This is a genomic window from Allobosea sp. CCNWLY174 (assembly GCF_037120455.1).
Taxonomy (GTDB): Bacteria; Pseudomonadota; Alphaproteobacteria; order Rhizobiales; family Beijerinckiaceae; genus Allobosea; species Allobosea lupini.
In genome coordinates, this window is the sequence record NZ_JBBBBQ010000010.1 from 153,385 (window position 1) to 177,669 (window position 24,285).

Sequence of the window (24,285 nt, forward strand, 5' to 3'; positions counted from 1 at the left end):
GCTTTACCCCACCCGGCATTCCGCCAGCAGACGGCGCATGAAGGCCTCACCGGCGGCGAACTGCTCCAGCGTGATGTACTCGTCCGGCTGGTGCGCCTGGTCGATCGAGCCGGGGCCGCACACGATGGTCGGCAGGCCTGCGCGCTGGAAATGCCCGGCCTCGGTGGCATAGGCGACGGCGATGGTGCGGTTGCGGCCGGCGAGGCGCATCACCAGCGTCTCGGCCTCCGAGCCCGGATCGGGCGCGAGGCCCGGCACGTCCGAGCTCATCACCGTCTCGATCGCAGCCGACGGCGCGGTCCTGCGCATCCGCGCCAGCACCTCCTCCGACAGCCTGGCGAAACGGGCCGGCACCTCTTCGGGATCTGAGCCCGGCAGCGTGCGCACCTCCCAGGCGAGATCGCAGCGATCGGCCAGGATGTTGCGGGCGATCCCGCCATGGAACTTGCCGATATGGACGGTGTCATAGGGCGGATCGAAGCGCCCGCTCTCGTCGATCCGGCCTTCGCGCTCATCGGCCATGGCGACGAGGCCGGCGGCGAGGCGCGTGCCGGCATGGACGGCGCTGGCGCCGAGATGCGGCTTGGACGAATGCGCGGCGAAGCCGGTGATCGCGGTGAAGAAGGTGCGAATGCCCTTATGCGCGTCGGCGAGTTCGAGCGAGGTCGGCTCGCCGACGATGACCGCGCGTGGCTTGGGCAGGCTCCTGCCCATCGCGGCGATGCCGTCGACGACGCCGAGGCAGGTCACCTCTTCGTCATAGGAGAAGAACAGGTGGATCGGCGTCTTGAAGTCGGCGGCGAGAAAGTCCGGCACGAGCGCCAGCGCCAGCGCGACGAAGCCCTTCATGTCGACCGAGCCGCGGCCATAGGCCTTGCCGTTCTCGACATGCAGTGTGAACGGATCGCGCGACCAGGCCTGACCCTCGACCGGCACGACATCGGTATGGCCGGAGAGCACGATACCGCCCTTGTCCTGCGGGCCGATCGTGGCGAACAGCGCCGCCTTGTCGCCGGTCGCGTTCGGGAAGCGCACGGAGGGTACGCCCCAGCCAGTGAGGTAGTCCTCGACGAAGGCGATCAGGTCGAGATTGGATTTGTGGCTCACCGTGTCGAAGGCGACGAGGCGGGCGAGCATGTCGAGCGGCTGGTAGCGCTGCCCGGTCGGTGTGGCGATCGTCAATGCAGGACCTTCTTCACATAGGGCGAGTCGAGCGGAAACAGCGGCACCTCGACATCGAACCGCGCGCCGTCCTCGCCGAGCATGGCATAGACGCCGCGCATGCTGCCATCGGGCGTCATCAGCGGGCAGCCGGAGGTATAGCTGAAGCGCTCGCCCGGCTGCAGCACCGGCTGCTGGCCGATCACGCCGTCGCCGCGGACCTCGTGCACCTCGCCGCGCCCGTCGGTGATGACCCAGTGCCGCGCCATCAGCTGCATGGTTCGGGGCGACAGGTTCTCGATCTCGATCGTATAGGCCCAGAAATAGCGGCTCTGGTCCGGCGTGGATTCAGAGTCCATGAACTTGGGCGAGGCGGTGACGCGCACGCCATGGGTTTCGGCCTGGTAGATCATCGCGGCTCCGTGCCGTCTGCGCGCGGCTCTCGCCGGGGCGGCGGGAAGGTCTTGTTATGACCTGCAACGGCGCAGCGTCAATGCCGTCAACCGGATGTAGACCCGATGATCCGCAGCGATGCCGGCATGTGGAAAACGTGGCACCGGACTCGCCAGCGGCTCCCCGGTGCGGCAGGAAGAACGATCAATCTCGCGGCAGGCTGGCTTTGCGCCGCGCTTCACAAGGTGGTCTGATAGCGCCATGGCGACATCGCCCGACATGCTGGCCGAGATCGCGACCGCGCCGGCTTCGCTCGCCGGCCCTTCCGGCGTGCTGCCGCGCCAGGATATCCGCAAGCTCGTCCATCGCGGCATGGTCCGCTCGACCTCCGGCGCTTTCGCAGAGAGCCAGTACCAGCCGGCGAGCCTCGACCTCAGGCTCGGCCACAAGGCTTATCGCGTCCGCGCCAGCTTCCTGCCCGGGCCGAACAAGAGCGTCGCCCAGATGCTCGCCGACCTGACCCAGGACGAGGTCTCCCTCGAGGAGGGCGCGATCCTCGAGAAGAACTGCGTCTATGTCGTCGAGCTGATGGAGTCGCTGCACGATCTGCCGGCGACGATCTCGGCCTTCGCCAATCCGAAGAGCTCGACCGGCCGGCTCGACGTCTTCACTCGCCTGATCGCCGACCGCAGCGAAGCCTTCGACAGCGTCGCCGGCGGCTATTCCGGCAAGCTCTACGCCGAGATCTCGCCGTCGAGCTTCTCGATCAAGGTGCGCAAGGGCAGCCGGCTCAACCAGTTGCGCTTCCGCCGCCGCAGCTCCGGCCAGGAGGAGGCGGAGGGCTTTCGCGTCTCCGACCGCGAGCTGCGCGAAGTCCATCGCCAGACCGCTCTGGTCGACGGCCCCGCGACGATCCGCAACGGCCTCCTGTTCAGCATCCATCTCGGCGATGCCGAGGGCGAGATCATCGGCTACCAGGCCCAGCGCTTCACCGACGTCATCGATGTCGACCGGGTCGGCGGCTACGAGATCGACGATTTCTGGACGCCGATCCCGGCCAAGCGGGGACGGCTCATCCTCGACCCGCATCAATTCTACATCCTCGCCTCGAAGGAACGGATCTACATCCCGCCGGCCTTTGCCGCCGAGATGGCGCCGATCGACCCGGCCATGGGCGAGTTCCGCGTCCACTATGCCGGCTTCTTCGATCCCGGCTTCGGCGTCGGTGCCGGAGGCGTGCCCGGCAGCCGCGGCGTGCTCGAGGTCCGGAGCCACGAGGTGCCTTTCCTGCTCGAGGACGGGCAGGTGGTCGGGCGCCTCGCCTTCGAGCGGATGGCGGCCGAGCCCGACGCGCTCTACGGCGCGATCGGCACCTCCAATTACCAGGGCCAGGCGCTGAAACTTTCCAAGCATTTCCGGAGTTAGGCTGCAGGCGACGCGTTCGCGGCCGATTCAACCTTTCCTTAGCTGCGAATCCGCAACGCACGCAGGAAGATTGCCCGGACGGCGAGCTACGGGGCGACAAAACGGCGATTCCGTGTCAGATGGCTGCAAGCGCCGATGGCGTTGCCGGCCGCTGGCCTGCGGCGTGTTCATGCTTGTGTCACCGGCGGCAGGCTTCGACCGCCTTCCGCTTCATGGCTTTCGTGGCCAAATGTCTACAGGGAAAGGATTTCTCATGCGCGCCCTCATCATCGCCGGCGTCCTCGCCGCCGCCCTCGGCGGCTGCCAGAGCGTCGAGCAGTCGGCGGCCGAGTCCGACCAGGTCTGCCTCGATGCCGGCCACCGCCCCGGCACCCGCGCCTTCGAGCGCTGCCGTAGCGAGGTGTTCCAGAGCTTCCGCCGCTCCAACGCCCAGGCGAGCAACGCGGTTGCGGCCGGCGTCGTCGCCGGCGCGGTCGGCGGTGCGGTCATCGCCGCTTCGTCGCGCCGCCACTACGGCTACGGCTATTATGGCTGCGGCTATTACGGCTGCTACTGAGACGCTCGGCGTCTGAACGAAAGCCGCGCCGGGCGACAGGGTCCGGCGCGGTTTTTTCGTTTATATCCGGAATGTTGGATCGACCGGCTTGCGGCGGGCAGCCCGGCCCGGCTATACGGACAGCACGCGGGCGTAGTTCAGTGGTAGAACGTCAGCTTCCCAAGCTGAATGTCGTCGGTTCGATCCCGATCGCCCGCTCCAAAATCTCCTTGAAGCTCAGTCGATTGCGGCGGCTCGTCGTTGGCGGCCGATCCTGCTGAAGTAGCCGTCGCTTGCGCCGTTCCGCGTTCCCTCAACGATCTACGCATCGACGATGCCTGAGGCGTCGCGGGTCCGCTGGACGACGTCGAGGAAGGCCTTGATGATCCGGCTGGTCTGCCGCTGCTTCAGCACGACCACATGCGCATAGGTGTAGACCTCGGCGCCCTCGATCGGGATCAGCCGCAGCGTCTCGTCCGGAACGAACTCGGCCTCCGAGACATAGCTGATGCCGAGCCCGCGGATCACCGCCTCGCGGATCGCCTCTCGGCTGCCGATCTCCATCACCAGACGCGGCTTCGTGCCCGTCTTGGCGAGCGCACTCTCGAAGGCACGCCGTGTCGTCGAGCCCTGTTCGCGTGCGATCATCGGCTCCCCCGCCAGCTCCGGCAGCCGGATGCTGCGCTGATCTGCCAGGCGATGATCGCGCCGCACGAAGACCGCGACGGGGTGGCGGCGATAGGGGATGGTCAGCAGCCGGTCGTCCTCGTCGATATAGGCGAGCACCGCGACGTCGCAGCGATAGCTTTCGAGGTCGCCGAGCACCTCGGCGGAGTTGCCGATCTTCACGGCCAGCTCGATCCCCGGATAGGCCTGGTTGAAGGCGGCGAGCATTTCGGTGACGTGGAACGGGCCGACGGCGCCGATCGAGAGCCGGCCCGTGCGGAGCTCGCGCGATTCCGTCAGGAAGGCGAGCGCCTCGGCCTCCTCGGCGAAGAGCCGGGTGGTGATGTCAAGCAGTTGGCGCCCGCTCTCGCTCAGCTCGCGCCGCCGGCCGCGCTTGACGAAGAGCTCGACCCCGAACTCCTCCTCCAGCGCCCCGACCTGCGCCGTCAGCGTCGGCTGGCTGATGTTGAAAGCCTCGGCGGCGGCGTTGAAGCCACCGGCATTCGCGACGTTGTGGAAGGACCGGAGCTGAGTATAACGCATAGAGAATTTCTATTCATTCAGATCGAAAAATCAATTTGTTATAAGAATGGAGCTCTGTGAGCATCCCTGACAACGAGCCGGCAAGGCGCATTGCGAGGGATGGACCGCATGAACTGGGCGTACTGGAACCCCGTGAAGATCCGGTTCGGCAGCGGCCTCCTCGACGAGGTCGCCGGGCAGATCGGCGGGCGGCGCTGGGCCCTCGTCACCTATGACCAGCCGCTCTTCCGCGAATTCTCCGCCAGGTTGACCGCAGTGGTCGGCGCGCCGGTCGTCTCGATCACCAATATCGAGACCAATCCGGACTGCGCCGATCTCGCCGAATCCTGCCGCCAGTTCGGCGCGGCCGAGCCGGCCGAGGTCATCGTCGCGCTCGGCGGCGGCTCGATGATCGACGCCGCCAAGGTGCTGGCGGCCAGCGACGGCGACTTCGAGACAGTCCGCCGGCACCTGACCGAGAAGACGCCGCTCGACGGGGCCGCGATCATCCCGATCATCGCCGTCCCGACCACGGCCGGCACCGGCTCCGAGGTCACCTCCTGGGCGACGGTCTGGGATCAGGCCAATGGCAGCAAGTATTCGCTCGCACATCCCCGTCTCTATCCGGAAACGGCCGTGCTCGACCCCGCCTTGACGGTCGGCGCGCCGCGCGGCCTCACCCTGGCGACCGGGCTCGATGCCCTCTCCCACGCGCTGGAGAGCATCTGGAACGTCAACGGCAATCCGGTCTCGGCCAATTATGCGGTCGAGGCTGCCAGGGAGATCATCGAGACGCTGCCGCGCCTGCTGGAACGCCTTGGCGATGTCGAGCTCCGGACCCGGCAGATGCGCGCCAGCCTGCTGGCGGGCCTCGCCTTCTCCAACACCAGGACGGCACTCGCCCACAACATCTCCTACGACATCACCCTGAAGAGCGGCACGATCCACGGCATCGCCTGCTCCTTCTCGCTGCCCATGGTGATGCGCTGGGCGATGGGCGCGCAGCCGCAATGCGATGCCGCGCTGCGCCGTGTCTTCGGCCCCGATCTCGAGGCGGGGGCCGAGCGGCTCGGCGCTTTCCTGCGGGATCTCGGCGTTGCGACCGACCCTGCCGCCTATGGCGTCTCGGCCGGCGAATGGAACCGTCTCGTCGGCAAGGCGCTCGAAGGCGAGCGCGGCCGCAATTTCATCGGACGGCAGGCGGCCATGGCCGCCTGAGAGCACGCATCGGGCAACGACGCCCGCAACGGTTCGCCGGACGATCAGAAGATCGCCGGATCATCTCGGGAGGATGACATGACCACCACGCGTCGCACGATATTGAAGGGTTCGCTGGCTGCGGGATCGCTGCTGGCGGCACCGGCCCTGGTCCGAGCCCAGACCAAGCTGGTCCGGGTTGGGCTGATCCCGTCCGAGGATTCGCGAGCGATGCTGGAGTCGAGCGCCCAGCTCCTCGCCGCGCTCCAGAAGAATCTCGGGATCACCGTCCAGGGCTTCGTCGCCTCCGACTACAACGGCGTGATCGAGGCGATGCGCTCGAACCATGTCGACGTCGCCTATCTCGGCCCGTTCTCCTATGTGCTCGGCACCACCGTCGCGGCGATCGAGGCCTTCGCCACCGCCGAGACGGCCAAATCGAGCCGCAGCTTCTATCGCAGCCAGATCATTGCGCGGAAGGACAGCGGCATTAGCGACTGGAAGGGCCTGAAGGGGCGGACCTTTGCCTTCGTCGATCCGTCATCGACCTCGGGCCATCTCTTTCCCAAGGCTGGGCTGATGAAGCTCGGCTTCGATCCCGAGAAGGATTTCGGCCGGGTCCTCTTCACCGGCTCGCACGATGCCAATGCGCTCGCCGTCGCCAACAAGCGGGTCGATGCGGCGACGATCGCAGACCGCATCCTCGATGCTGCCGTCCAGAAGAAGCTGGTCGATCGCGCCGACCTCCAGGTCGTCTGGGAGTCGGACCCGATCCCGGAATCGCCGACCTGCTGGCGCAAGAACCTGCCGGAGGAGCTGAAGGCGAACATCAAGTCGGCCTTCCTGAACATTCGCGACATCACCTGGGCCGACCAGGGCAAGCTCAACCGCTTCGTCGAGACGAACGACCAAGCCTACGACATCATTCGCGAGACCGCGAAGGTGCTGAAGCTCGATCTCACCAAGATGAAGTAGTCGCGCAAACGCGACCGGCGGAGGAAGCGGCATGATCAAGATCGAAGGGCTGAAGAAGTCCTATGCGGGCCGCCCGGTCCTGCAGGGCATCGACCTCAGCGTCAAAGCCGGCGAGTTCCTCGTCGTGCTTGGTCCCAGCGGCGCCGGCAAGTCGACGCTGTTGCGCTGCATCAACGGACTGGCGCAGCCCGATGCGGGCCGGACCGTCATCGACGGCAAGGTGCTCGACCTCAGGCGCGGCGCCGCCGGCAAGCGGCCGGTGGCGATGATCTTCCAGCACCACAACCTCGTGAAGCGCCTGTCGGTGCTGAAGAACGTGCTGGTTGGCCGCATGGCGGGGCTGTCGTCCTTCCTCTCGATGCTGCAGCTCTTCCCGAAAGCCGATGTCGCGATCGCGATGGAGTGCCTGGCCCGGGTCGAGCTCGCCCAGAAGGCGAATTCGCGCGGCGACCAGCTCTCCGGCGGCGAGCAGCAGCGCGTCGGCATCGCCAGGGCTTTGGCCCAGCAGCCGGCGGTGATCCTCTGCGACGAGCCGGTGGCGAGCCTCGATCCCAAGACCTCGCGCGTCGTGCTCGGCTACCTCAAGGCGATCTGCAAGGAGGAGGGCATCGCGGTGATCTGCAACCTCCATCAGGTCGACTATGCCGTCGAGTTCGGCGAGCGCATCGTCGGCCTGAGCGGCGGCCGGGTGGTCTTCGACGACACGCCCGACCAGCTGACCTCGGAGATCGTCCACCAGATCTATCCCGGCCTTGAGGACCCCGGCATCGCCCGCGTGCTCAAGCCTCGCCCGGCGAGCCACCCTGTGCTGGCGCCGATGATCGCCACCGCAACCGCCTGACGGGGAAGCAAGCCATGTCGTTCGGAACGCTGCAGCTCGTCCTTCGTCCCCCGCAAGGCCGCTTCGGCTGGTGGGGCGTCGGCTTCGTCACGCTCTCTGCTTTGGTCTTCCTGTGGTGGGCCGCGCTCGGCTCGCAGATCAACGCCAATAATCTCTGGAACGGCATCCCCTACATGGTGGACTTCCTCGTCCGGATGATGCCGCCCAACCCGGAATTCCTGGAGCGGCTCTGGCAGCCGGCTCTGGAAAGCCTGCAGGTCGCGGTTTGGGGGACGCTGCTCGGCGTCGTCATCGCCCTGCCGGTCTGCTTCTTCGCGGCGCGAAACCTGAGCCCGAGCCCGGTCGTCTTTCATGCGACACGGCAGCTGCTCAACTGCATGCGCGGCATCAACGAGATCATCCTGGCGCTGATCTTCGTCGCCGCCATCGGTCTCGGCCCCTTCGCCGGCGTGCTGGCGCTCGCCATCCATGGCGCCGGCATGCTCGGCAAGTTCTTCGCCGAGGCGATGGAGGATATCGACGAGGGGCCGCTGGAGGCGTTCCGCTCGGCCGGGGTCGGCCCGTTCAAGACCTTCTTCTTCGGCGTGCTGCCGCAGGTCCTGCCGGCCTGGCTCGGGACGATCTTCTACCGGCTGGAGACCAATGTCCGCCAGTCGACCGTGCTGGGCATGGTCGGCGCCGGCGGCATCGGCTTCGAGCTCGTCTCCTCGATGAAGCTGTTCAAGTACCAGGACACCGCGACCTGCATCCTCGTCATCCTCGCCATGGTCCTGATCGCCGACCTCGTCTCATCCCGCGTCAGGGCCCTGATCCGCTGATCGTATCGTCGAAGCCACGACGTCCCGGGCCTTGGCGCGAGGCCCGGGACGCGTCATCACAGGATCGGCCGGTCCTGAACCGGCTCAGGATTCGGGATTTGCGACATGCGGCTAGGCGTCATCGCCGACATCCATGGCAATCTGCCGGCGCTCGAAGCCGTGCTTGCCCGGCTGTCCAGGCTCTCCGTCGATCGCGTCGTCAATCTCGGCGACTGTGCCTCGGGCCCGCTCTGGCCGGCGGAGACCGTGCGGCTCCTGCGGGCGACCCCGATGAGCCATGTTCGCGGCAACCACGACAGGGCGCTCGGCGCGGCTTCGCCCGACGGCCTCGGCGCCTCAGACAGCTTCGCCTGGCGCGATCTCGACGCCGATGCCCGCGATTGGCTGGTCGGCCTGCCCTTCGAGCTCGAGGTCGGCGGGGCGCGCTGCCTCCATGCCAGCCCGAAGGACGACGACACCTATCTGCTCGACGCGATCGAAGGCGGACGCCTGGTCGCCGCCGCCCCGGGCGCGGTCGAGACGTTGCTCGGACCGACTCGTCCCGCCGTGGTCCTGTGCGGGCACAGCCATCAACCGCGCCTGCTTCGGCTCGATGACGGCACCGTCGTGGTCAATCCAGGCAGCGTCGGCAATCCCGCCTACAACGCCGACGAGCCCTGCATCCATGTCTCGGAGAGCGGCGCGCCGCATGCCCGCTTCGCCGTGGTGACGATGGCGGATTTCGTCGAGATCGAGCACCACGCGGTCGCCTATGACTGGGAGCATGCGGCAAGGCGGGCTGAAGGCAATGGCCGCGCCGACTGGGCCCATGCCTTGCGGACCGGGCGGGTTCTGCCGACATAAGTAGGGCCTGTGCCGCTGGTCACTGCGCCAGCTGGCTGCTGGAGCGTTCATAGACCGTTGCGCCTGTCTGCGCGTCGATGCCCTGCAGGCTGACCTCGTAGCCCCAGAGCCGCTGGACATGGCGCAGGGTCGCCTCGCAGCTGCCGCCATCCAGCACGATGCCGTCGCGGACCTTGTGCTGCAGGCGCAGGTGCCGCTGGCCGAGCAGGTCGACATCGACGACCTGGATGTCGGTGTTGTTCGTTCCGATGTCGTATCGCTGGGCCAAAGCGGCGCGTATCTTCCGATAGCCGCGCTCGTTGTGGATCGAAGCCACGCTGTAGAACGACTCGTTGGCCGCATCGGAGAGCAGGAACAGCCGCCATTTCCGGATCAGCGCCGGGCTGAGGAACTGGCGGATGAAGGATTCGTCGCGGTGGTTGGCCCAGGCGTCGAGCAGGATCGTGCGCCAGTCGCCGCTGCCCGCGATCTCGGGGAACCAGTCGCGGTCCTCCGCGGTCGGCTCGGTCGCGATGCGCTTGATGTCCTGCATCATGTCGAGGCCGAGCGCATAGGGGTTGATGCCGGAAAAGCGGGGATCGTCGAAGCCGGGCTGGAAGATGACGTTCGAATGGTTGCGCAGGATCTCCAGCATGGCGCCTTCGCCGATCCGGCCTTGATCGAACAGTGCGTTCATCACGGTGTAGTGCACGAAGGTGGCGCAGCCCTCGTTCATCACCTGCGTCTGCCGCTGCGGATAGAAATACTGCGCGATGACGCGGACGATCCTGAGGACTTCGCGCTGCCAGGGCTCGAGGATCAGGCTGGTCTTCTCAAGGAAATAGAGCAGGTTCTCCTCGGGCAGGTTGAGCGCCTTCTTCCGCTCGGCGATCAGGTCCGCATTTTCCGCTGCCGCCGCCTTGCTGCCATCCGCCTGGCGCGGGAGCGTCCGCCAGAGGTCGTTATAGGAGCGTTCCTCATATTCCAGCCGTTCGCGCAGGCCCTCGCGCTGCTTCTCGGAGGAGAGTCTGGGCGGGCGGCGATAGCGGAACACGCCCTGGTCCATCAGCGCGTGGGCGGCGTCGAGAATGGCCTCCACGGCTGCGACGCCGTGCTTCTCCTCGCAGCGGGTGATGTAGCTCTTGGCGAAATCGAGATAGCCCAGGATCGCGTCGGCGTCGGTCCACTGCCGGAACAGATAGTTGTTCTTGAAGAAATGGTTGTGCCCGAGGGCCGCATGCGCCGTCACCAGCGCCTGCAGGGCCAAGGTGTTCTCTTCCATCAGATAGACGATGCACGGATCGGAATTGATGACGATCTCATAGGCCAGGCCGCGGCCGCCCTTGCGGTAGTGCAGCTCGTGATGGAGGAAGTGCTTGCCGAACGACCAGTGGCGATACATCAGGGGCATGCCGATCGAGGAATAGGCGTCGAGCATCTGCTCGGAGGAGATCACCTCCATCTGCACCGGGTAGATGTCGAGCCGCAGCTCCTCCTTCGCCACCGCTTCGATGACGTCATAGGCATGCGACAAGGTTCCGAAATTCCAGTCCGAGCCGGTGAACAGCAGATCGGATCGGTGCGCGTGCCTGGGCATCGGCGCGTCCTTCAGTTGCGCGGCCGCGCCGGCTGCCGGGTGAAGAGCTGGCGGAAGACCGGGTAGATGTCGGCAGCCTTCGCGATGCGGGTCGTGTCGAAATTCGGCCAGCGTTCCTTGACCTTGAGATAGGCGCGCCAGAGCGAGGTGCCGTTGTCGGTCGAGCCGAAGATCTCGCTCTCGCGTTCGTCGATGATCTCGACATAGGCGAAATACTGGCACAGACGCATGATCTCGCCGTCGAGCAGGCGTAGGCATCGCTCGGAATCACTGGCGAAATTGTCGCCGTCCGAAGCCTGCGCGACGTAGATGTTCCAGTCCTTGCTGGGGTAGCGCTGCGCGATGACGCGCTGCATCTCCTCCAGCGCGGTCGAGACGACGGTGCCGCCGCTCTGCGTGCTCAGGAAGAAGGTATCCTCGTCGACTTCCTGCGCCGTGTGGGTATGGCGGATGAAGACGATCTCGGTGCGGTCGTAGCGCCGCTTCAGGAACAGGTGGAGCAGCACGAAGAAGCGCTTGGCGAGGTCCTTCTCGCGCTCGCCCATCGAACCGGAGACATCCATCAGGCAGAACATCACCGCGTTGGCGTTCGGCAGGGGCTGCGCCTCGAAGCGGTTGAAACGGATGTCGACGGGGTCGATGAAGGCGATCACCCGGCGCCGGCGTTCCAGCCGGTCGATCTCGGCGCGCAGGGCCGCGGCCTTGGCGCCCATCGCATCCGTGCCCTCGGCCTCGATTCGCGCCAGTTCGGCGAGAATCGCCTCGACCTCTGCGCGCTTGGGCCTTTGCAGTGCGATGCGCCGGCCATGGCTGTTGCGCATGGTGCGGCCGACATTGATGTTGGTCGGCGAACCGCCGGTGGAGAAGCCGGCCCGCCGCGGCTTGGCAGCCATGATCTCCTTCAGGGCGAGCTTGACCATGTCGGGCAGCTCGAGATCCTCGAAGAACAGGTCGAGCACCTCCTCGCGCGACAGCACGAAGCGGAAGTCGTCCTCTGAATCCTGCAGGCCGGGCGACGATCCCGCTCCGCTGCCTTGGCCCGGCTTCGGCATTCTGTCGCCTGGCGAGAACTGCTTGTTCCCGGGCAGGACATGCTGGCGCCGGCCGCTGTTCCTCGCGTCGCGGAAGCTTGGTTCGCTCGTGCCCTTCGCCGGGATCGAGACGGCGTGCTCTCCGTCCGCATCGGCGATCTTGCCGGAGCGGATCTGCTCCTGGACGCTACGCTTCAGCTCCGCCCGCACGCGATGCAGAAAGCGCTGGCGGTTGCCCAGGCTTTTGTCCTTCGGATTCAGGCGGCGATCGATGAAGATCGGCATGGCAGGCTCCGGCCGGCATTCTGATTTTGCATCGGCTTTGTCCGAAAACCGCACCCCACTTTTCGGGCCGATGCTTTAGCCCGCCTTGTTGACGCGCATGTACCAGTCCACCAGGCGCCGGACCTGGCGTTCGGTATAGCCACGTTCGACCATGCGCTGCACGAAGCCGTGATGGCGCTTCTCGGTCACGCTGTCCTGCTTGGAGCCGAAGCTGATCACCGGCAGCAGGTCCTCGACCTGGCCGAACATCCGCTTCTCGATCACCTCGCGCAGTTTCTCATAGCTGGTCCAGGACGGGTTGCGTCCGTTGTTCCTGGCCCTGGCGCGCAAGGTGAACTTCACGACTTCGTTGCGGAAGTCCTTGGGATTGGCGATGCCGGCCGGCTTCTCGATCTGCGACAATTCGTTGTCGAGAACCTGCCGGTTGAGGATCTGGCCGGTATCGGGATCCTTGTAGTCCTGGTCCTCGACCCAGGCGTCGGCATAGGCGATGTAGCGGTCGAACAGGTTCTGGCCGTATTCGCCGTAGGATTCGAGATAGGCCTTCTGGATCTCGTGCCCGATGAACTCGGCATAGCGCGTCGCCAGCTCCGACTTGATGAAGTCGAGATAGGCCGCTTCCGTCTCCTTCGGGAACTGCTCGCGCTTGATCGCCCCCTCGAGGATGTACATGAGATGCACCGGGTCGGCGGCGAGTTCCTCAGTGTCGTAGTTGAAGGTCTGCGACAGGATCTTGAAGGCGAAGCGCGTGCTGACGCCGGTCATGCCCTCGTCGACCCCGGCGGCGTCGCGATACTCCTGGATCGCCTTGGCCTTGGGCTCGACCTCCTTCAGGTTCTCGCCGTCATAGACGCGCATCTTGGTGTAGAGCGGCGAATTCTCGAACTCGCTGAGCCGGGTCGAGACCGAGAAGCGGCTGAGCAGGTCGAGCACCTCCGGCGCGCAGGGGCTGCCGGCGAGCTCGCTCTCGCGCAGCAGCTTCTCGTAGATCTGCCGCTCCTCGGTGACGCGCAGGCAATAGGGCACCTTGACCACCAGGATGCGGTCGAGAAAGGCCTCGTTGTTCTTGTTGTTCTTGAATTGAAGCCATTCCGACTCATTGGAATGGGCCAGCACGATGCCCTGATAGGGGAAGGCGCCGAAATTCTCGGTGCCGTTGTAGCTGCCCTCCTGCGTCGCGGTCAGCAGCGGGTGCAGCACCTTGATCGGCGCCTTGAACATCTCGACGAATTCGAGCAGGCCCTGCGTCGTCCGGTTCAGCCCGCCGCTATAGGAATAGGCGTCCGGGTCCGACTGGCTGAAGTTCTCGAGCTGGCGGATGTCGACCTTGCCGACGAGGGTCGAGACGTCCTGGTTGTTCTCGTCGCCCGGCTCGGTCTTGGCGATGCCGATCTGGCGCAGGCGCGAGGGCGTCAGCTTGACGACGCGGAACTTGGCGATGTCGCCCGAGATCTCGTCGAGCCGCTTCGATGCCCAGGGTGAGATCAGGCCGGTCAGGCGCCGCCGGGCGATGCCGTATTTGTCTTCGAAGAGATCGCCCATGCGATCGGGCCGGAACAGGCCCAATGGCGATTCGAACACCGGGCTGATCTGGTCGCCGATCTTGAGCGTGTAGAAGGGACGCTCCTCCATCAGCTTTTTCAGCCGCTCGGCGAGCGAGGATTTGCCGCCCCCGACGGGGCCTAGCAGATAGAGGATCTGCTTGCGCTCCTCCAGGCCCTGCGAGGCGTAGCGGAAATAGCCGGCGATCCGCTCGATCGTATCCTCCATGCCGAAAAAATCGGCGAAGGAGGGGTAAATCTTGATCGTCCGGTTGGAGAAGATCCGACCCAGGCGCTCGTCCTGGCTGGTGTCGAACAGCTTCGGCTTGCCGATCGCTTCGAGCATGCGCTCGGCGGCGGAGGCGTACATCGATTTGTCTTCGCGACAAGCGAGCAGATATTCCTGCAGGCTCATCTCTTCCTGAGAATAGCTGCGATAATCCTCGGAAAATAAGCGGAAGACCTCGCCGTCTCGTTCCATCGTGGTAGCCCTCCAGCGCAAGCCGGCTTTGCCGACAATGCCCCTGAACAATCAACCGCAGATAGACTTGCAAGTTCCTGGCCGATAAGGGGCGCCTTGACGGCCGCCGGGCATCTGGGCCCTGCCCCTAACGCTGACGCGACCCATCCTCAACTCACCTCTTCGCGTCCACGCCAGAGATGGGCGCCAGCTTGCGCGCCTATGATGTCATGTGGGGTGGCTGAGCGGGATCGCCAAGAGGGATCGCGCAGATGGGAAGTCGGAGTATCCCTGCGGCATGAACGCAGCTTCCGATCGACCATGCGTGGCGCTAGATTGCGGCGATGAGCGCAGCGCCGCAGACCGATACTCAGGACGCCGCTCCGGGCCACCGCCCGGGCCTCTGGCTGCTCGCCGGCGGCTTCGGGCTCCTGTTGGCGGCCGGCCTGCTGCTCTGGTGGCGTGAAGGCGATCGGCTGTTCACCGACGGGCTGATCGCCGCGCTCCTTGCCTGCTTCTGAGCGGCGTTCCACTCGCCTTCGAGGGTCTTCCCGTGAACCGCCGCCTGCTCCTGCCCCTGCTGGTCTTCCTGCTTGGCGCCGCCGCGCTCGCCGCTGCCGCCTTCGTCACCTTCGCTCCGGCCTCGCGCCAGAGCGGGCAGAGCCTGGCGTCCAGCGTCGGCGGGCCGTTCACCCTCACCACCGCCGAAGGCAAGACCCTGACCGACAAGGACCTGCGCGGCGCGCCCTTCCTGGTCTTCTTCGGCTTCACCCATTGCCCCGATATCTGCCCGACCAAGCTGTTCGAGATCTCGGAGGTTCTGCGCGCGGCTGGGACCAAGGGCGAGAAGCTCAAGGCGCTCTTCGTCACCGTCGATCCCGAGCGCGACACCGCCGAGACGATGAAGAGCTATCTCGGCTCATTCGACCCGCGCATCATCGGGCTGACCGGCGAGCGCGCCGCGATCGACGCCGCGGTCAAGGCCTATCGCGCCTATGCCCGCAAGGTGCCGCTCAAGGACGGCGACTACACCATGGACCACACCGCTCTGGTCTATCTGATGGATAAGGACGGCGGCTTCGTCGGCGCCTTCAATATCGAGCGCCCGCCGGCAGAGGCGGCGCAGGAGTGGCTGCGGCATCTGTGAGTTCGCCAGGCCTGGCTGCTCGGCCGCTCGACGTGGGGCCACGATAGCGGGACGAGCGCGCCAGCCCATGCGCCGTCTTGTGCCAGCCGAAGCGGTCGTCGACATAGTCGTAGAGCGCCAGCCAGCCGGCGAGCGAGGTGACGAGATAGTAGAACGGGAGAAGCCAGAGGCGGCGCCATAGATCGGGAGCGCCGCGCCGCTTGGCGCCGAGTGCTGGGACCAGGAACATCGTCAGGAGGCCGCAGCCGGCAAGGCCGAGCGATAGCGCCGAAAAGCACATTTCCAAAGGCGTGCTCGGCGACAGCAGCGAACCGCGCAGTATTGCGGCCCCTGTCATCACGACGAGGAACGGCAGGAGCAGCGTTCCCAGCAGGGTACCCAGCGTCAGCACCAGGAACGTCAGGGTCGCGCCGACCCCGGCTTCGCGAACCAACCGGTCCGGCCGCTGCATATGGCTGATCAGCGTCTGCAGATAGCCCTTCAGCCAGCGCCGGCGCTGTTTCAGCCAGGCCCGGAGATCGCGCGGCGCCTCTTCCAGCGTATGGCTGGGCAGGTCGGCCATGTAGCCGCCCGAGCGCACGAGCCGGAAGCCGATATCCGCGTCTTCCGTCACATTCCAGGGGTCCCAGCCTCCGACGCGCCGCAGTGCCTGCGTGCGGAAATGGTTCGATGTGCCGCCGAGCATGATCGGCAGTCCGGCGGCGAGCAGGCCGGGATTCAGCACGTCGAAGAGCCCGGCATATTCCAGGGCGAAGCAGCCGCTGAGCCAACTGTCTTCGGGATTGTCGATAACCAGATGGGCCTGCAGGCAGACGAGGTCGTCATCGGAGCGCAGGAAGCGCGCGGCGGCCAGGCGCAGCTGCCGCGGGTCGGGAATGTCCTCGGCGTCGAAGATGGCGAACAACTCGCCGCGCGCTTCGGCCAGGGCGATGTTGAGGGCGCGCGGCTTGGTCTGCGGCAGGCCGCGCGGCACGATTGTGACCTGCATGAAAGGCGGCAGCGTGCGGGTTGCGAGTGCGCGCCGCAGGTTCCAGTCGATCTCCTCGACCAGGATGTGAATGTCCAGCTTGGCGGCGGGGTAGTCGAGCGCCGCGAGCGCCTGGATGAGCTGGTCGAGAACCGCCTCCTCGCCGAAGATGGGCACGGCGACGGTATAGACCGGCAGGCGGCTGTCATCGATCTGCCAGCGATGGTCGCGCCACAGATCGGCCGCCGGCTTCTCGGCCAGGGCCGCGAAGCGCAGGATCACGGCGCCGAAGAACAAGGGGCCGAGCATGAGGCCGAGGCCGGTCAAGGTCGCGAGAGGCGCCAGCGTGCCGAACCAGGACAGAAGCCCGACCATCAGGCAAGCAAGGCCTTTCTGCAGCCAGCTGCTTCCGGTGCGCGCGCTGAACCGTCTTAGCCCGGCCTCGTCCAGCCAGGCCGCCGCGCGCGTGATGGGTCCGGCGTTCGTCCGCCGCAGCTCGGCTGCCAGCGCCGCGGGGGGCAGCACGACGATATCCTCGCGAGCCCGGGCCCCGGCCGACAAGAAGCGTCGCAAGGCCGGGCCCGGCGGGGGCGCGGCCGCGAAGCGCAGGGGGCTTTCCGGGCGGACACGCGTGGCGGCCAGGCCCTCGCGTAGGATAGCCGCGACGTCGCCGCCCCGCTGCAAGGGCGGCGCGTGCGGCTGGAAGCGCAGGTCGAGCTCGGCAGCCAGTGCCCGGTAGAACTCCTCTTCCTCGACAAGGCCGGAGGCGATGACCTGACGGCTCGGTGACACGCCGATCCGCTCCGCGAGCCGGGCGGCCTCCCGCAATTCTGCGGGCGGCACGCCATGATCGGCGAGGAAGGCGATCTCGGCAGGCAGGCCGAGCATACGCACCGCGCTGGCGTCGGCGCGCGGCCAAGCGAAGGCTTCCATCCCCATCCCCCGGGGTCGCAGTTGAGCGCTCCCGCAGCCGGCAGCAACTTATGGTTGCTTAACAATACGTCGGAGTCGAGTCGGGCGGGAAAGACCGGCGTATTGTCCGCTTCGACAAGGCGGCGCCGTCAGCGCAGGGGCGGGACGAAATAGCCACCTCAGATCATTTGCATACAAATGAGGCGAGCCTGCCGTTTCCCGCAGCAGTGATCGAACTGCCGCCGATCCGCGAGTCTGGAGCGGCCTGGCCTGTGCGCGATGCCAAACCGCGATAGAACCCGTGGTCTATCCAACTCTTTCATTTCTCGGCGAATCTGCGCGGCGCGGCAGCGCTCGAGTGCCATTTCACTTCGCGGTTGCGAACGAGATCGGGCGCGATAGTCTCGCTCCCGGCTGCCGTCGGCAGTTTGCAAATGGTCGATCTCAAATCGCTTGACAAGCTTGAAATCCGTTGAGATCGTTGTTTGCATACAAATGAAATTTGGATGTGAATGTCCGGCTGCTGCAACGATAACGATCGGCGGCCAGCCACAATGGGAGAGTGACATGACCGCTTGGCTTGGCCTGACTCCGTTCAATCGTCTCGCGGCCATCGCCGCTGCGGCCGTGTTCTCCCTGCAGGCGCCGGCACGCGCCGAGGAGATCTCGGTCACCCAATGGGGTGCGAGCCTCTACGGCGCGCCTTATGCGGTGGCGATGGAGAAGGGCCTGTTCAAGCAGGCCGGCATCGACATCACCGGCATCATCGGATCCGGTGGCGGCGGCACCACGGTGCGCAACATCCTCGCAAGCACGACTCCCTATGGCGAGGTCGCCGTCTCCGCCGCGCTCGCCGCCAAGGCGCAGGGGCTCGACCTGATCATCGTCAACACCGGCACGCGCAGCGTTGCCGAGGCCTCGATGGTCGTGATGCCGAACTCCGAGCTCAAGGGCGTCGAGGACCTCGCGGGCAAGAAGGTCGCGATCACCTCGCCCAAATCCGTCTCCGAGATGCTGCTGCTGATGGTGCTGCGCGAGAAGGGCGTCGACCAGAGCAAGGTCCAGCGCGTCGCCGCCGGCGGCTATGTCCCGGCGCTGACCATGCTCGAGCAGAACGCCGTCGTCGGCTCGGTGCTGATCGAGCCGCTCTCGATCATCCGCAAGGACAAGTACCGCACGCTCTACAAGGCCGGCGACGTCCTGAAGCCGATGACCACCTCGGTCGGCATCACCACGCGCAAGTATGCGCAGGAGAATCCCGAGAAGCTCAAGGCGATCATCGCCGGCCGCCGTGCCGGCGTGCAGGCGATCTACAAGGACCCGGCCGAAACCGCCAAGATCATCGAGAAGCTCTACAAGCTCGACGCGCCGATCGCCAAGGAAGCCGTCGACAACATGATCCCGCCGAAGATGTGGAGCGAGGGCGAGTTCAACGTCGAGGAGCTCAACCGCATGGTCGAGGGCCTGAAGCTGATCGGCGAGGTCAAGAGCGACGTCGATTGGGCAACCGTGCTCGACAAGTCCTATCTGCCCGCCGACCTCCAGGCGAAGCAATGAGCGCGGCATCGGGGGCCAAGGTCGTGCCGCTCGCGCCCCATGCCGCCGCCGCCCCGGCCCATGCCAGGCTGCGCGGCGTCACCCGGGTCTTCGATCTCCCGAAATCGACCCTGCATGCGCTCGGCCCGGTCGATCTCGATCTGGCCAAGGGCGAGTTCTTCTCGGTGGTCGGCCCGTCCGGCTGCGGCAAGTCGACCCTGCTCGACATCCTCGCCGGCCTCAGCGCCCCGCAAGCCGGCACGGCCGAGTTCGAGGGCAAGCCGATCCAGGGCGTGCCTGATGGCGTCGGCGTCGTCTTCCAGGAGGACGCCTCCTTTCCCTGGCTCAATGTCCGCGACAATGTCGCCTTCGGCCTGCGCCGGGCCGGAGTCGATCCGGCCGAGATCAACCGCCGCGTCGACTACGCCGTCGGCTTCATGGGGCTGAAGGACTTTGCCGCCTCCTATCCGGCGCAGCTCTCCGGAGGCATGCGCCAGCGTGTCTGCATCGCCCGTACCTTGGTGCTGCAACCGCGGCTGATCCTGCTCGACGAGCCCTTCGGCGCGCTCGATCAGCAGACCCGCCTGCTGATGGGCGACGAATTGCTGCGGCTCTGGCGCGAGACCTCCGCCACCGTGCTGCTCATCACCCACGCGCTTGACGAGGCCGCGATGCTCTCCGACCGCGTCGGGGTGATGTCGACCAGGCCCGGCACCTTCATCGATTTCGTCGAGACCGGCTGGGAGCGGGACCGCGACAGCCGCGTCGTCTCGACCCCGCATTTCGGCGACATCACCGCCCGCCTCTGGGAAAAGCTCCGGATCGAGGCCTTGAAGATCATGTCGGCCGGAAAGGCCTGAGCCATGTCCGAGAAATGGCTGCGCGTTGCGGTCGTCACCGCGATGATCCTGCTGGTCGAGGCGCTCTGCCGGGTCGGCATCATCCCGCGCATGGTGATGATCGCCCCATCCGACATGGTGGTCGAGCTCGGCAGGATCCTCGCCTCCGGGCAGTTCTCGGCCGATATCCGCATCACCTTCACCAATATCGCGATCTCGACCGTGCTCTCGGTTCTGCTCGGCTTCGCCGCCGGCGTGGTGATCTATTCGCTGCCGGGCCTGCGCAATGCGATCGAGCCGCTGCTGGCGAGCTATTACGCCGTCCCGACCTTCGTCTTCTATCCGATCTTCATCACCCTGTTCGGCGTCGGCTCCGCCTCGATCATCGCGATCGCGGTGCTGCTCGCGGTCGTCTCGATGGTCACGGCGACGCTGAACGGGCTCGACCGCATCCCGCGCGTGCTGCGCAAGACCGGCCAGATCTACCGGATGTCGCGGGTCAAGACCGCTCTCCTGATCGAATTGCCGGCTGCGACGCCCTATCTCTTCACCGGGGTGAAGCTCTCGGTCGCCTATTCCTTCATCGGCGTGATCGCCTCGGAGTTCATCCTGTCGGGCGCCGGTGTGGGCTATGCCATCGCCTATGCCTACAACCTGTTCGAGAACGGGCACATGTACGCGCTGATGCTGCTCGTCCTCATCGTCGTCACCGTGGTCAACACCTTCCTCAATGTGATCGACCGGCGCCTCCAGGCGCGCAGGCAGAGGTGATGCCGATGCCAAGCCTTGCGACTGCTCCCATGCCACGCTCCGCCGGGACGCTCCTCGTCCTCCTCGCTCTTCTCGTCCTCTGGCAGGGCCTGCATCTCCTGGTCGGCGCCTCCTCGCTGGCCTCCCCGGCGGCGACGGTCGCGAAGCTCGCGTCCTTGCTCGTCACCGGCGAGTTCTGGCTCAACATCTCCGAGACCATGCGGGCCTTCGTCGCCGCCTTCGCGATCTCGCTCTTCGGCGGCATCGCGCTCGGCATCGTGCTCGGGGTGCGCAAGCTTGCCGGCAATGTCGCCGAGCCGATCCTGACGACGCTCTACTCGATCCCCAAGGTCGTGCTCTACCCGCTGGTGCTGCTCTGCTTCGGCCTCGGCATCTCCGCCAAGATCGCCTTCGGCGTGATGCATGGGCTGATTCCGATCACGCTCTTCTCGATGAATGCGATCCGCCAGATGAAGCCGGTCTATCGCCGGACCTCGCAGGTGATGCGGCTTTCGCCCGTGCAGAACGCCTTCACCGTGATCATGCCGGCGATCCTGCCCGAGATCATCTCTGGCGTTCGGCTCGGCTTCTCGCTGACGCTGCTCGGCGTGCTGATCGGCGAGATGTTCGCCTCGCAGCGCGGCCTCGGCTTCCTGCTGACCAGCGCGATCAATCTCGGCCAGATCGACACGATCATGGCGATCGCTCTGCTGCTGACCGTCTTCGCGGTGACCTGCAATGCGCTGATGATGCGCTTCGACCGGCGGCTGACGCACCGCTAGGGCCCGTTTGGGCGCTTGCGTGGACTGCGTGGGTCATGCAGGTTGCGCCGGACTGACTCGGCTGCGGTCGCCCGCGCCTCCCGCATTGGAAAAACCATGAACCGCTATCATTTGGGCGCGGCTGCCGTCCTCGTCACCTTGCTCGGCGGCTGCGTCTCGCGCGAGGAGCCGATCTCCGTCTCCGAGCCTGCTCCGGTGATGCGCACGCGGGTGGTGCGGACCGCGCCGCCGCCGGATAGCGGCGATCTCCAGCTTGGCCTGCCGCCGGCGCGCGAAGGCGGCCCTGCCTATGTCCGCTCCGGCCTCGGCAGCGGGGCCGGGCAGGGCGAGCTTTATGGTCGCGGTACGCTTCCGCAAGGCTTCTGAAGCCTCGCGTCGCCAGGTTTCGCGGGCGGTAACGGCACTCTTCCCATCATGGTCGGGCCTGTCCCGGCCATCCCACGCCTTCCCCTCACTGATCGCGTGGGGCGCTGAAGACGCAGGTGCTCGCCACAGGGGCGAGCATGACGAAATGGGCCGATGCGTTCTACCCGGTGCCGCTCAGGTATCGACCGTCGCGTTCAGCGCATTGGTCTGGATGAATTCGCGGCGCGGTTCGACCACGTCGCCCATCAGCTTGACGAAGAGGTCGTCGGCCTCGTCGTTCTGGTCGTTCTTGACGCGCAGCAGCGAACGCACGTCGCGGTCGAGCGTCGTCTCCCAGAGCTGGTCGGGGTTCATCTCGCCGAGGCCCTTGTAGCGCTGCAGCGAAACGCCCTTCTTGCCGATGGCGTTGATCGCGTCGAACAGGTCGCTCGGGCCGTTGACGACATGGTCGTCGCCTTTGCGGCTGAGCACGCCCGGCTTGGCGTAGGCCTCCTGCAAGGAGACGGCAGCGGCGTCGAGCTTGCGCGCTTCGGCGCTGGCGAGAAGTCCGGCATCGAGCGAGACGACCTGCTTCACGCCGCGCACCAGCCGCGAGAAGGTGAAGCCGCCATCGGCGGCCCTGCCCTCCCAGCCGCGCTCGATCTCGTCCGAGATCGCATCGAGCCGGCGCGCGACATAGGCCGCCGCCTCGGCGAGCTCGGCCTCGCTGCGCTCGCCCTGCGGGCGCAGAGCGCCAGCGATCGCGGTCTGCTCGACGACGCGCCGGTCATAGCGTGAATGCAGCTGAGACAGCGTGTGGCGGACGTTGCGCGCTTCCTCGATCAGGGCGCGCAGGTCGGTGCCGCCGCGCTCAGCTCCGTCGCCGGTGCGGAAGACGGCGCCGTCGAGCGCGGAATCGACCAGGTAGTCCTCCAGCGCGCGCTCGTCCTTGAGATAGGTCTGCGACTTGCCCCGCGCCGCCTTGTAGAGCGGCGGCTGGGCGATGAAAAGGTGGCCGCGGTCGATCAGTTCCGGCATCTGCCGATAGAAGAAGGTCAGCAGCAGGGTACGGATATGGGCGCCGTCGACATCGGCGTCGGTCATGATGATGATCTTGTGGTAGCGCAGCTTCTCGATGTTGAAGGCGCTCGAGTCCTTCTCGTCGCGCCCGATACCGGTGCCGAGCGCCGTGATCAGCGTGCCGACTTGGTCGGAGGACAGCATCTTGTCGAAGCGCGCGCGCTCGACGTTCAAGATCTTGCCGCGGAGCGGCAGGACGGCCTGGTACTCGCGGGCCCGGCCCTGCTTGGCCGACCCACCGGCCGAATCACCCTCGACGATGAAGATCTCGGACTTCGCCGGATCCCTCTCCTGGCAATCAGCCAGCTTGCCTGGAAGCGAGGCGATGTCGAGCGCGCCCTTGCGGCGGGTGAGGTCGCGCGCCTTGCGGGCGGCCTCACGGGCGGCGGCGGCCTCGGCCACCTTGCCGACGATGGTCTTGGCCTCGTTCGGATGCTCTTCGAGCCAGGTCGAGAGCGCCTGGTTGACGACGTTCTCGACGACCGGGCGGACCTCCGAGGAAACCAGCTTGTCCTTGGTCTGCGAGGAGAACTTTGGATCCGGCACCTTGACCGAGACGATCGCGGTCAGGCCCTCGCGGCAATCGTCGCCGGTCAGCGAGACCTTTTCCTTCTTCGAAATGCCGGACGTCTCGGCATAGCCGGTGACCTGCCGCGTCAGCGCGGCGCGGAAGCCGGCAAGATGGGTGCCGCCATCGCGCTGCGGGATGTTGTTGGTGAAGCAGAGCACGTTCTCGTGGTAGCTGTCGTTCCACCACAGCGCGACGTCGACGGTGATGCCGTCCTTCTCGTTCGAGAGCATCACCGGCTTGGAGATGATCGGCGTCTTGGCGCGATCGAGATAGCGCACGAAGGCTTCGACGCCGCCTTCGTACATCAATTCCTCGCGCACGACCTCGGCATGGCGGGCATCGGTCAGGACGATACGCACGCCCGAGTTCAGGAATGCGAGCTCACGCAGCCGGTGCTCGAGCGTCTTGTAGTCGAACTCGATCATCGTGAAGGTTTCTTGGGAGGGCGTGAACGTCACCTCCGTGCCGCGCTTGTCCCCGGCCGGGCCGACGACGGCGAGCGGGGCAACCGCATCGCCATGGCGGAACTCCATGAAATGCTCGTTGCCGCCGCGCCAGATCCGGAGCTTCAGCGAGATCGAGAGCGCGTTGACGACCGAGACGCCGACGCCGTGCAGACCGCCCGAGACCTTGTAGGAGTTCTGGTCAAACTTACCGCCGGCATGGAGCTGGGTCATGATGACCTCTGCCGCCGAGATGCCTTCCTCGCTGTGGATATCGGTCGGGATGCCGCGGCCATTGTCGGTGACGGTGACCGAGCCGTCGGCGTTCAGCGTCACCGTGACGAGGTCGGCATGGCCGGCGAGTGCCTCGTCGATGGCGTTGTCGACGACTTCGTAGACCATATGGTGCAGGCCCGAGCCGTCATCGGTGTCGCCGATATACATGCCGGGGCGTTTGCGCACCGCATCCAGGCCCTTGAGAACCTTGATGGAATCGGCGCCATAGGCGGCATCCTCGAGGTCGCGGGCAGAATCGCTCATGATGGGGTCCTTCGGCGGGGGAGCAGTCGCCCGCGATGATCTTGATTCGTCAGGAGAATATAGTGCTTCAGGATGGCTTTTTCACGTGCGTGCGCGTACGTACG

The 24,285-nt window shown here is 66.1% G+C and carries 22 protein-coding genes and 1 tRNA gene; 15 read left to right on the forward strand and 8 right to left on the reverse strand.

Going from position 1 to position 24,285, the window contains the following annotated elements; genetic code table 11:
• Positions 1-3 precede the first annotated feature (3 nt).
• Together argE and apaG are read right to left on the reverse strand one after the other, a co-directional pair.
• Complete coding sequence (gene argE, locus V7S63_RS24060) at positions 4-1,182, reverse strand: acetylornithine deacetylase (RefSeq protein ID WP_336532075.1); 1,179 nt, start codon at positions 1,180-1,182, stop codon at positions 4-6.
• On the reverse strand, positions 1,179-1,571 hold the full coding sequence (gene apaG / locus V7S63_RS24065; protein WP_100960770.1) for a Co2+/Mg2+ efflux protein ApaG: 393 nt from the start codon (positions 1,569-1,571) through the stop codon (positions 1,179-1,181). Before apaG ends, argE begins: the two co-directional genes overlap by 4 nt.
• A 244-nt stretch (positions 1,572-1,815) precedes the next feature.
• Here apaG and V7S63_RS24070 point away from each other — a divergent pair, with 244 nt between their 5' ends.
• The 3 genes from V7S63_RS24070 to V7S63_RS24080 all read left to right on the forward strand — a co-directional run bounded on the left by V7S63_RS24070 (position 1,816) and on the right by V7S63_RS24080 (position 3,736).
• A complete protein-coding gene (locus tag V7S63_RS24070) occupies positions 1,816-2,979 on the forward strand; it encodes a 2'-deoxycytidine 5'-triphosphate deaminase (protein WP_336532076.1) in 1,164 nt (387 codons plus the stop codon).
• A 253-nt stretch (positions 2,980-3,232) separates the two neighbouring features.
• On the forward strand, positions 3,233-3,535 hold the full coding sequence (locus V7S63_RS24075) for a hypothetical protein (protein ID WP_336532077.1): 303 nt from the start codon (positions 3,233-3,235) through the stop codon (positions 3,533-3,535).
• A 126-nt stretch (positions 3,536-3,661) separates the two neighbouring features.
• Positions 3,662-3,736 (forward strand) — tRNA-Gly (locus tag V7S63_RS24080).
• Positions 3,737-3,835: 99 nt separating this feature from the next.
• Here V7S63_RS24080 and V7S63_RS24085 read toward each other — a convergent pair.
• Positions 3,836-4,723 carry a LysR substrate-binding domain-containing protein gene (locus V7S63_RS24085; protein WP_336532078.1) on the reverse strand — a complete coding sequence of 296 codons (888 nt, stop codon included), beginning with the start codon at positions 4,721-4,723 and terminating at the stop codon, positions 3,836-3,838.
• 108 nt (positions 4,724-4,831) lie between these two features.
• Between V7S63_RS24085 and psrA the strand changes: the two genes are divergently transcribed.
• The 5 genes from psrA to V7S63_RS24110 all read left to right on the forward strand — a co-directional run bounded on the left by psrA (position 4,832) and on the right by V7S63_RS24110 (position 9,376).
• Complete coding sequence (psrA, locus tag V7S63_RS24090) at positions 4,832-5,920, forward strand: iron-containing alcohol dehydrogenase PsrA (RefSeq protein WP_336532079.1); 1,089 nt, start codon at positions 4,832-4,834, stop codon at positions 5,918-5,920.
• Positions 5,921-5,998: 78 nt separating this feature from the next.
• Entirely contained in the window at positions 5,999-6,874 is an 876-nt protein-coding gene (locus V7S63_RS24095; protein ID WP_100959792.1) for a phosphate/phosphite/phosphonate ABC transporter substrate-binding protein, read from the forward strand.
• 31 nt (positions 6,875-6,905) lie between these two features.
• Positions 6,906-7,715 carry a phosphonate ABC transporter ATP-binding protein gene (phnC, locus tag V7S63_RS24100; protein ID WP_336532080.1) on the forward strand — a complete coding sequence of 270 codons (810 nt, stop codon included), beginning with the start codon at positions 6,906-6,908 and terminating at the stop codon, positions 7,713-7,715.
• Positions 7,716-7,729: 14 nt separating this feature from the next.
• On the forward strand, positions 7,730-8,533 hold the full coding sequence (phnE, locus tag V7S63_RS24105; protein ID WP_100959796.1) for a phosphonate ABC transporter, permease protein PhnE: 804 nt from the start codon (positions 7,730-7,732) through the stop codon (positions 8,531-8,533).
• Between the two features lie 105 nt (positions 8,534-8,638).
• Entirely contained in the window at positions 8,639-9,376 is a 738-nt protein-coding gene (locus tag V7S63_RS24110; RefSeq protein WP_336532081.1) for a metallophosphoesterase family protein, read from the forward strand.
• A 19-nt stretch (positions 9,377-9,395) separates the two neighbouring features.
• On the opposite strand, the gene V7S63_RS24115 is transcribed toward V7S63_RS24110, so the two are convergent.
• From V7S63_RS24115 to V7S63_RS24125, 3 genes are all read right to left on the reverse strand, one after another.
• Complete coding sequence (locus V7S63_RS24115; RefSeq protein WP_336532082.1) at positions 9,396-10,952, reverse strand: SpoVR family protein; 1,557 nt, start codon at positions 10,950-10,952, stop codon at positions 9,396-9,398.
• Between the two features lie 11 nt (positions 10,953-10,963).
• On the reverse strand, positions 10,964-12,268 hold the full coding sequence (locus V7S63_RS24120) for a YeaH/YhbH family protein (protein ID WP_336532083.1): 1,305 nt from the start codon (positions 12,266-12,268) through the stop codon (positions 10,964-10,966).
• Positions 12,269-12,343: 75 nt separating this feature from the next.
• A complete protein-coding gene (locus V7S63_RS24125; protein ID WP_100959804.1) occupies positions 12,344-14,290 on the reverse strand; it encodes a PrkA family serine protein kinase in 1,947 nt (648 codons plus the stop codon).
• Positions 14,291-14,613: 323 nt separating this feature from the next.
• On the opposite strand from V7S63_RS24125, the gene V7S63_RS24130 reads away from it, so the two are divergent.
• Together V7S63_RS24130 and V7S63_RS24135 are read left to right on the forward strand one after the other, a co-directional pair.
• On the forward strand, positions 14,614-14,790 hold the full coding sequence (locus V7S63_RS24130; RefSeq protein ID WP_158673287.1) for a hypothetical protein: 177 nt from the start codon (positions 14,614-14,616) through the stop codon (positions 14,788-14,790).
• 32 nt (positions 14,791-14,822) lie between these two features.
• Positions 14,823-15,416: an SCO family protein gene (locus V7S63_RS24135; RefSeq protein ID WP_336532084.1), complete on the forward strand. Its 594-nt coding sequence runs from the start codon at positions 14,823-14,825 to the stop codon at positions 15,414-15,416.
• On the opposite strand, the gene V7S63_RS24140 is transcribed toward V7S63_RS24135, so the two are convergent.
• Positions 15,361-17,316: a glycosyltransferase gene (locus tag V7S63_RS24140; protein ID WP_336532085.1), complete on the reverse strand. Its 1,956-nt coding sequence runs from the start codon at positions 17,314-17,316 to the stop codon at positions 15,361-15,363. The genes V7S63_RS24135 and V7S63_RS24140 overlap by 56 nt on opposite strands.
• Positions 17,317-17,862: 546 nt before the next feature.
• Here V7S63_RS24140 and V7S63_RS24145 point away from each other — a divergent pair.
• The 5 genes from V7S63_RS24145 (at position 17,863) to V7S63_RS24165 (ending at position 21,568) form a co-directional block, all read left to right on the forward strand.
• A complete protein-coding gene (locus tag V7S63_RS24145) occupies positions 17,863-18,852 on the forward strand; it encodes an ABC transporter substrate-binding protein (RefSeq protein ID WP_336532086.1) in 990 nt (329 codons plus the stop codon).
• Complete coding sequence (locus V7S63_RS24150) at positions 18,849-19,691, forward strand: ABC transporter ATP-binding protein (RefSeq protein WP_091835387.1); 843 nt, start codon at positions 18,849-18,851, stop codon at positions 19,689-19,691. The genes V7S63_RS24145 and V7S63_RS24150 overlap by 4 nt, the downstream gene beginning before the upstream one ends.
• A 3-nt stretch (positions 19,692-19,694) precedes the next feature.
• Positions 19,695-20,441: an ABC transporter permease gene (locus V7S63_RS24155; protein WP_100959812.1), complete on the forward strand. Its 747-nt coding sequence runs from the start codon at positions 19,695-19,697 to the stop codon at positions 20,439-20,441.
• A gap of 29 nt (positions 20,442-20,470) precedes the next feature.
• Positions 20,471-21,202 carry an ABC transporter permease gene (locus V7S63_RS24160; RefSeq protein ID WP_100960776.1) on the forward strand — a complete coding sequence of 244 codons (732 nt, stop codon included), beginning with the start codon at positions 20,471-20,473 and terminating at the stop codon, positions 21,200-21,202.
• Positions 21,203-21,298: 96 nt separating this feature from the next.
• Positions 21,299-21,568, forward strand: a complete 270-nt coding sequence (locus V7S63_RS24165) for a hypothetical protein (protein ID WP_336532087.1) — start codon at positions 21,299-21,301, stop codon at positions 21,566-21,568.
• Positions 21,569-21,742: 174 nt separating this feature from the next.
• Here the strand turns inward: V7S63_RS24165 and gyrB are convergent, their stop codons facing one another.
• On the reverse strand, positions 21,743-24,181 hold the full coding sequence (gyrB, locus tag V7S63_RS24170; protein WP_100959962.1) for a DNA topoisomerase (ATP-hydrolyzing) subunit B: 2,439 nt from the start codon (positions 24,179-24,181) through the stop codon (positions 21,743-21,745).
• Between the last annotated feature and the right edge of the window lie 104 nt (positions 24,182-24,285).

What these genes read in the sequence shown, in the direction of transcription:
- V7S63_RS24145 (WP_336532086.1), top strand. Translation starts at nt 17,863, where the DNA reads ATGACCGCTTGGCTTGGCCTGACTCCGTTCAATCGTCTCGCGGCCATC.
- phnC (WP_336532080.1), top strand. Translation starts at nt 6,906, where the DNA reads ATGATCAAGATCGAAGGGCTGAAGAAGTCCTATGCGGGCCGCCCGGTC.
- V7S63_RS24160 (WP_100960776.1), top strand. Translation starts at nt 20,471, where the DNA reads ATGCCACGCTCCGCCGGGACGCTCCTCGTCCTCCTCGCTCTTCTCGTC.
- V7S63_RS24140 (WP_336532085.1), bottom strand. Translation starts at nt 17,316, where the DNA reads ATGGAAGCCTTCGCTTGGCCGCGCGCCGACGCCAGCGCGGTGCGTATG.
- V7S63_RS24085 (WP_336532078.1), bottom strand. Translation starts at nt 4,723, where the DNA reads ATGCGTTATACTCAGCTCCGGTCCTTCCACAACGTCGCGAATGCCGGT.
- V7S63_RS24070 (WP_336532076.1), top strand. Translation starts at nt 1,816, where the DNA reads ATGGCGACATCGCCCGACATGCTGGCCGAGATCGCGACCGCGCCGGCT.
- V7S63_RS24120 (WP_336532083.1), bottom strand. Translation starts at nt 12,268, where the DNA reads ATGCCGATCTTCATCGATCGCCGCCTGAATCCGAAGGACAAAAGCCTG.
- phnE (WP_100959796.1), top strand. Translation starts at nt 7,730, where the DNA reads ATGTCGTTCGGAACGCTGCAGCTCGTCCTTCGTCCCCCGCAAGGCCGC.
- V7S63_RS24155 (WP_100959812.1), top strand. Translation starts at nt 19,695, where the DNA reads ATGTCCGAGAAATGGCTGCGCGTTGCGGTCGTCACCGCGATGATCCTG.
- V7S63_RS24075 (WP_336532077.1), top strand. Translation starts at nt 3,233, where the DNA reads ATGCGCGCCCTCATCATCGCCGGCGTCCTCGCCGCCGCCCTCGGCGGC.
- V7S63_RS24095 (WP_100959792.1), top strand. Translation starts at nt 5,999, where the DNA reads ATGACCACCACGCGTCGCACGATATTGAAGGGTTCGCTGGCTGCGGGA.
- V7S63_RS24130 (WP_158673287.1), top strand. Translation starts at nt 14,614, where the DNA reads ATGAGCGCAGCGCCGCAGACCGATACTCAGGACGCCGCTCCGGGCCAC.
- V7S63_RS24125 (WP_100959804.1), bottom strand. Translation starts at nt 14,290, where the DNA reads ATGGAACGAGACGGCGAGGTCTTCCGCTTATTTTCCGAGGATTATCGC.
- psrA (WP_336532079.1), top strand. Translation starts at nt 4,832, where the DNA reads ATGAACTGGGCGTACTGGAACCCCGTGAAGATCCGGTTCGGCAGCGGC.
- V7S63_RS24115 (WP_336532082.1), bottom strand. Translation starts at nt 10,952, where the DNA reads ATGCCCAGGCACGCGCACCGATCCGATCTGCTGTTCACCGGCTCGGAC.
- V7S63_RS24165 (WP_336532087.1), top strand. Translation starts at nt 21,299, where the DNA reads ATGAACCGCTATCATTTGGGCGCGGCTGCCGTCCTCGTCACCTTGCTC.
- gyrB (WP_100959962.1), bottom strand. Translation starts at nt 24,181, where the DNA reads ATGAGCGATTCTGCCCGCGACCTCGAGGATGCCGCCTATGGCGCCGAT.
- V7S63_RS24150 (WP_091835387.1), top strand. Translation starts at nt 18,849, where the DNA reads ATGAGCGCGGCATCGGGGGCCAAGGTCGTGCCGCTCGCGCCCCATGCC.
- V7S63_RS24110 (WP_336532081.1), top strand. Translation starts at nt 8,639, where the DNA reads ATGCGGCTAGGCGTCATCGCCGACATCCATGGCAATCTGCCGGCGCTC.